Here is a 5,792-nt window from a genome sequence, read left to right as displayed (position 1 = left end):
CCTGCGTCTCCCCCTTCGGGGGACGGAAGGGGGCATTCTAACCGAGGGCAATTTTACACACAAATATGGACTTGATCAGTATTCAGGAGTTGAGACTAACATATCAACCTGGCACAGGGAAAATACTCGCACATTGCGAAGGTGGAATATCGATAGGGCAAGAGAATGTCTGCTCAATATTTGGAACAGGCAGAGGACCACGAGGATGACAGAAGACCCCTTCTACTTCGAGTATAACATTCGTCTCTACTTGTACTTCTTCGCAAATAAACAGCTCGATCTCAATCCTTCCACCAAGAAGCGGATTCATCGTGGGTCTACACTCGACTGCTGTAATTCGACAATGAATGTTATCGGTTCCCAGTGGTTCTGGCAAACAGAGTACAAATTCGTTTTCTAACTGGGTAGTGACAGGAAAACGACAAAGCAATCGGTTTGCCGTCTCATCAAAGACAAGGAGGATAACGGTGACGGAAAAAATAAAATGAGCAACTCCAGCCTCGACTTGATTTCCATTCACATTGACGAAAACAGGACGTTGAATCCGGGTTAACTCACAGCGTACAGAGAGCCAAGGGGTATGGTTTGGAATTATAATCGGTTCCAAGCAAGATATTCTCAAGGAGTGTCCTGCCTGAATCGCTGCATCCAAAGCTGCACGGCACCTTTCTGGTACTTCTACTTTTTCGCGATGTCTATTCATATCAACGGCCCAATCGTAAATTTTAGGGATCCGAATACATCTCATATTCTTGTTCTCAGGGGTTATAGTCGGCGTAATTGTAGGTCTAGCTGTAGGTGTAGGCGTGGGTGTTGTAGTTGGAGGAACAATATCTGGCAAGCATCCGTTAAAAAGACAATTATGCGTTTCTGTAGCTCCGAAAAAATTACCTACCATCACGTTTCCTTCGATATTGCCTCCCATCCCGTTATAGGTGGCAAAAGGCGCAAGAACGCTTCCTTCTACGCCGATATTCTCTTGAAAGGCATTTGTTGCATCCGGAAAGTTCCACAGAATAAAAGCAGCATCATCACAGTCCGCAGCTGTCCCATTACGGAAAATTTGGTAACTTCCGAAGCCCACGTTGTCTCCACGAATGTTTACGAGAATCGTAGATCCTTCAGGAGCTACGATATCGATCCCCACCAACTGGTTCAAGGCCAATCCACTACCAGCAACATTTGTTCCGTCAATGGTAAAAACATTAAGCTGTGCATCTGTCCCAGTCAATGTTAACGTCCCAAAGTTAACGACTGCGGTCCCATTATCTGTAAGTGCCGCGTATGCTTGGGATATAGCCTTCAAATAAGTGTCCATAGCCCCAAAATCGATGGGATCACCGACCAAAGGCTGATCAGGGACTCCGTTATTGTTGGTCATGGTGTAATTAATAACCATTCCTGTGGAGCTAATTACGCTATTACCGCTAAAGTTTGTCCCCCCAGAGATGTCCATATCTCCACCAACAATTAGATCTGGGCGTGTAGTGGACACAGGAAGCATTGCTCCCACACTGAAATTATTGTAAACGGCATTACCACCAACTGCGACGCGCCCTTCCGAGTCGACGTTAGTTTGAATGTGATCGCCTAACACAAACACGTTAAAGTCGTTAGCTACTAAAAAATTATTACATGCCATTGCGACACCCCCAATCAGAGATTGTGTCCACATTTTATTCAGGGCATCTTTCTCTGGATACATTTATCTCCGCTTATTTACGAAAATTAGGTATCAGCTGAAAATGGAAGCACTAGGTAGTACATTTCTCTACTTTTAATCAACCTATTGATCTTCTTTGGGCCGTTGAATCAAGGCATATAGTAATGAGGCACTGCTTCATTACTGTTATAAAAATATCTTCAAGTCATGTTTGGATTACGCAAATTGTTATTAAAATGCCTCCTTCTCTAATATAAACTGGAGAAGGAGGCGTTCCATACTCTTTATGGATTTGATTATTCAAGTTTTAAGTAACTGATCGCATAAATCTGATGCCAACGTTCTTGAGCCAGTTATCCCCTTTAAATATTTCAACGAACCATCTGACGACCAATCAACTAATTTTAGCTTTTTTAAGTGCTTATACAAATCATTTCTTTGTATAGGCCGTTTATTATCCTTTAATAATTTTGAAAAGAGGAAAGATCCTGAAATTGAAAGTGCGTCTAGACAAACAATATGTGTAATTCTGTAACTATTATAGTCACTCCATTCATCAATGAAAATTTCCTTAACACATGCATAGAATGTCAATGCTATTAAAAGCTTCACTTCACGAGATAAAGTAAAAAGGGATGGATCCTTCATTAAAAAGCAAAGTGTTCTGTACAAATTTTGAAGTGTAATATGTTTTCCATTTGTACGTCTCCCAATGATGCTGCCAATGTTTATAAAAGGGCTATCATTTCTTGTAAGGAGTTCTGTTGCTACCCAACTTAGGTGATCATTATCCCTTCTCAAATATCTGCTAAGAGAGGAACCTATACCTCGAGCTTTTGTATTAATTGTATCAAACAATTGAATTTCTTCATCTTCATCTAAATAATGAAATGCTAAAAATGGGATTGTTATTTCCGAGTTGGTTTCGATTAAATATTGTTTAATTCCACTAGACGATGTTGACCATCCATTAATGAAGCCTTTCCTTTACATAAGAGCCGACCAAAAGTAGGTCGCATACGATCATATGGAGCAAACTCCCAGTTAGAGCATGCATTTAACAGAATGGGAGTAAACAAGGCATCATCACCCCTAGATAAATATGTCGCAAAGTCCTTGCACCTCTTTTGATCAACTGGCCGTTGATACCCCTTGCCAGAAGGATCATTATACGGTTTCACGTAGGTCAGTTTAAGTGCATCAACAGCACCTATATTGCTTTGATAGACTACTTTTCCACGCATTTTTGATTGTACTACATTTTCAATGACGCTCTGATTAGCTAAGGTATTCATCTTTCTTACTCCTTTAGAGCTTATTATTATGTCAATATAGTACTTATTAGTATCTTTTTCAACGGAATTTATAGTATGTGTTACTGTGATATTGACTGTGACTCTCCTACTCTGAATGGAGAGGTGGTCATAATGTCAAATTTTCTCAAGCTTATTGGAGAGCAAATTCGAATGATAAGAAAGCAAAAGGGTATGACTCAAGAGGAGCTTGGCGAACGAGCCCAACTCCAATCCTCATACATCGGTGGAATAGAAAGAGGAGAGCGAAATATTTCGTTAGAAACTCTTGAGAAAATTATCCATGCTTTACGTGTTTCTCCTGAACTTGTTCTTAAATTCGGGAATATAGATCCAAACATTAAGAGGTTAGACAAGAATGACCTTCTTGATATTCACTCTGCTTTATTAGCAGATCGTAAGTACGAAGAGATATTGATGGTTCATCGTATTTCTAAAGAGATATTCTCTAACATTGATTCTAATAAAAGGTAAGAAGTGAATGACTAACGCATATCGAATATTGTCCATAATAAATCCTAAAAAAGGATTGTAAATTATGGAGCCAATAGTGCCATTCGAACCTATAAGTACAATTGATATCCCTACGGGATCAAATTGGGTTGGGCAAGTAAAGTGGGATGGAGTTCGTGTATTAACATACAGTACTGATAAGAAAACACAACTGTTTAACAGACGACTCAATGAAAGAACTGGCCATTACCCAGAATTAGTTGACATTGATGATTATTGTTTGACCAATTCAGTGATATTAGATGGTGAAATCATAGCTTTTAAAAACAGTAAACCTTCTTTTTATGAAGTAATGCGAAGAGATGGCATTAGAAGCTTTAGTAAATTGGGGACTCTATCAACTGAAGTGCCAGTTACATACATGATATTTGATATACTTTTTTTCGAAGGAAAATGGGTTACTACATATTGTCTGGAAGAAAGACAGAAATTACTTGCCAGGATTATTAGACCAAACTCTCATGTTCAGCTAGTTGAGAACTTTCCTGTGACATCTTCTTTGTTCGAAGTGATTGTAAGTAATGACCTTGAGGGTGTGGTATTTAAAGATCTTAGCAGTACTTATGTAATTAACGGTAAAGATCAAAGATGGAGAAAGAAAAAGAAAAAAAATGACCTCATTGCTGTAGTTGGCGGGGTGACCTATCGAGACAACGTTGTTAACTCTTTGTTATTAGGTCTTTATGATCATCTTGGTCAACTATGGTACATAGGAAGTGTAGGTACTGGTACGTTAACTAATAAAGACTGGAGAGATCTTACCAGTGGTATCAGCCCCATTATTCAAGATAGAATGCCATTTAAGAATGTACCTACCAAAGCACGCGGAGCTAAGTGGCTTCCTCCATTATTAACGGTAAAAGTAAGTTATCTTGAATGGATTGATGGACATAATCTAAGGCAGCCTAGTATACAAGCGTTTGTTACTGTTCCACCCGCAAGCTGTGTATTCCAATAAAAATACTCATAACAAAAAGGGGTCTTTATCTTAAGACCCTTTTTTTCATTTCACTCATGATCATTTTCTGTAAACACGTCTGGAAATAAATTCTTCAACTGAGTTGTATGCTCTTTTGCAGCCATCCTATTTTTTGAAAACATCTTTGCTAATTGCTTATCATTTAAGGTTAAGTCTGATGAATTATGACCAGAAAATTCAATCAAATTGCTTTTTAACCCCAATTCCTCCCGAACGTGTGAATAGGAACTTGATGCCATTATTTTCTTATATAGTCCCTCGTAATGCAAAGATTTACTACGTTCCTTGAGAAGCTCATCTTTTTGCGATTCAAATGCTGTTGTTAATTTACTAAGTTCCTTCTTGATCTCTCTTAATTTTGAGAGTTCTTTATGCATATTACGAAACATGATTTCAAACTCGTACAATTCCTCAATTATTCTAGATTTATTGTTGTGGTTTCTTGACATAATGTCTTCGATATTAGGAAAATATACATCACCCGCGCTCTCACTGAACTCTCTATTTATAGGTCTATTAATTTCTTCAATGTAGTCAGCTATTCTGCGGCTCCAAGTCTGTCTACCGATTCCAGTTTCTTTTTCTAGCAAGAGAAAAGTAAGTTTTTGGCCTTTAATTTTGCCTTTAATTTTTAACGCTATTTCTTTGAGTTTCTTATCATCTATCTCTCTAGGTCTACCTCTTTTCTTTATATGATCATTAGCACTCATTTTCATACCTCATTCGATTAGCCTCCATAGTTGCTCTTTGATCCATTAATTTCTGTAGCTGCGATGAAGCAGAAGTTAGTTTATGTTGTGCGGATTTTTGACATTCTAAATTTTTGTAGTCATAATACATGCTTTTTGTTAAACACAACATATATTCTACGGTCTCATTCATTGTCTGATTAATAACTTTGGAGTATTCTGCTAACCACTTCAATCCCTCGCTTAGTTCGTTGACGGCAGGTTTAAAGATAAAAGAAGTTTCACATACTCTGCAGTCCTCAACACAATTGCCTGGAAAGGATGGATCCGTGCAATAACCATACTCGACTTGACGAAACTGGGTTAAATCAGAATAATCGTAAATCAGTCCAGTATCGTATGCATTCCGCTGCTTATCATTGGGAAATTGACCAATGAGTTTACCAATATTTTGCTCATACTTCTGTTGAGATAGCAAATATACTTGAGAACTAATGTAATGATTAGCATGAGAATAATAGTTAATTTGAGTGTTCAAATCATCGTGACCGGCCATTCTAGTTGAGTCCGTATAATTGTGTAAAAACAGCATCTCTCTAAAAATAAGGGAGCCATTTTCAATCCCCCTCGGTTAG

Annotated in this window: 6 protein-coding genes; 2 read left to right on the top strand and 4 right to left on the bottom strand. The window is 38.2% G+C overall.

Annotated elements, in window-relative coordinates; genetic code table 11:
* Positions 1–103 precede the first annotated feature (103 nt).
* The 3 genes from AB1L17_RS31150 to AB1L17_RS31140 all read right to left on the bottom strand — a co-directional run bounded on the left by AB1L17_RS31150 (position 104) and on the right by AB1L17_RS31140 (position 2,958).
* Positions 104–1,642: a BMQ_0737 family morphogenetic spore coat protein gene (locus AB1L17_RS31150; protein WP_412848800.1), complete on the bottom strand. Its 1,539-nt coding sequence runs from the start codon at positions 1,640–1,642 to the stop codon at positions 104–106.
* 321 nt (positions 1,643–1,963) lie between these two features.
* The gene (locus AB1L17_RS31145; protein WP_412848801.1) at positions 1,964–2,521 is read right to left on the bottom strand and encodes a hypothetical protein; all 558 of its coding nucleotides are present in this window, start codon (positions 2,519–2,521) and stop codon (positions 1,964–1,966) included.
* 71 nt (positions 2,522–2,592) lie between these two features.
* Positions 2,593–2,958, bottom strand: a complete 366-nt coding sequence (locus AB1L17_RS31140; RefSeq protein WP_412848802.1) for a DGQHR domain-containing protein — start codon at positions 2,956–2,958, stop codon at positions 2,593–2,595.
* 132 nt (positions 2,959–3,090) lie between these two features.
* Between AB1L17_RS31140 and AB1L17_RS31135 the strand changes: the two genes are divergently transcribed.
* Together AB1L17_RS31135 and AB1L17_RS31130 are read left to right on the top strand one after the other, a co-directional pair.
* Entirely contained in the window at positions 3,091–3,450 is a 360-nt protein-coding gene (locus AB1L17_RS31135; protein WP_412848803.1) for a type II toxin-antitoxin system RelB family anti-toxin, read from the top strand.
* Positions 3,451–3,514: 64 nt separating this feature from the next.
* A complete protein-coding gene (locus tag AB1L17_RS31130) occupies positions 3,515–4,447 on the top strand; it encodes an ATP-dependent DNA ligase (RefSeq protein ID WP_412848804.1) in 933 nt (310 codons plus the stop codon).
* Positions 4,448–4,497: 50 nt separating this feature from the next.
* On the opposite strand, the gene AB1L17_RS31125 is transcribed toward AB1L17_RS31130, so the two are convergent.
* Entirely contained in the window at positions 4,498–5,178 is a 681-nt protein-coding gene (locus tag AB1L17_RS31125) for a hypothetical protein (RefSeq protein WP_412848805.1), read from the bottom strand.
* Between the last annotated feature and the right edge of the window lie 614 nt (positions 5,179–5,792).

Source organism: Brevibacillus jepli (assembly GCF_047229145.1).
GTDB lineage: Bacteria > Bacillota > Bacilli > Brevibacillales > Brevibacillaceae > Brevibacillus.
The sequence above is the reverse complement of the archived record's forward strand: the minus strand, read 5'-3'. Positions and strand labels throughout refer to the sequence as shown.

Coding starts and splice junctions, on each gene's coding strand:
- AB1L17_RS31150 (WP_412848800.1), bottom strand. CDS start 1,642: ATGGCATGTAATAATTTTTTAGTAGCTAACGACTTTAACGTGTTTGTG.
- AB1L17_RS31140 (WP_412848802.1), bottom strand. CDS start 2,958: ATGAATACCTTAGCTAATCAGAGCGTCATTGAAAATGTAGTACAATCA.
- AB1L17_RS31135 (WP_412848803.1), top strand. CDS start 3,091: ATGTCAAATTTTCTCAAGCTTATTGGAGAGCAAATTCGAATGATAAGA.
- AB1L17_RS31130 (WP_412848804.1), top strand. CDS start 3,515: ATGGAGCCAATAGTGCCATTCGAACCTATAAGTACAATTGATATCCCT.
- AB1L17_RS31125 (WP_412848805.1), bottom strand. CDS start 5,178: ATGAGTGCTAATGATCATATAAAGAAAAGAGGTAGACCTAGAGAGATA.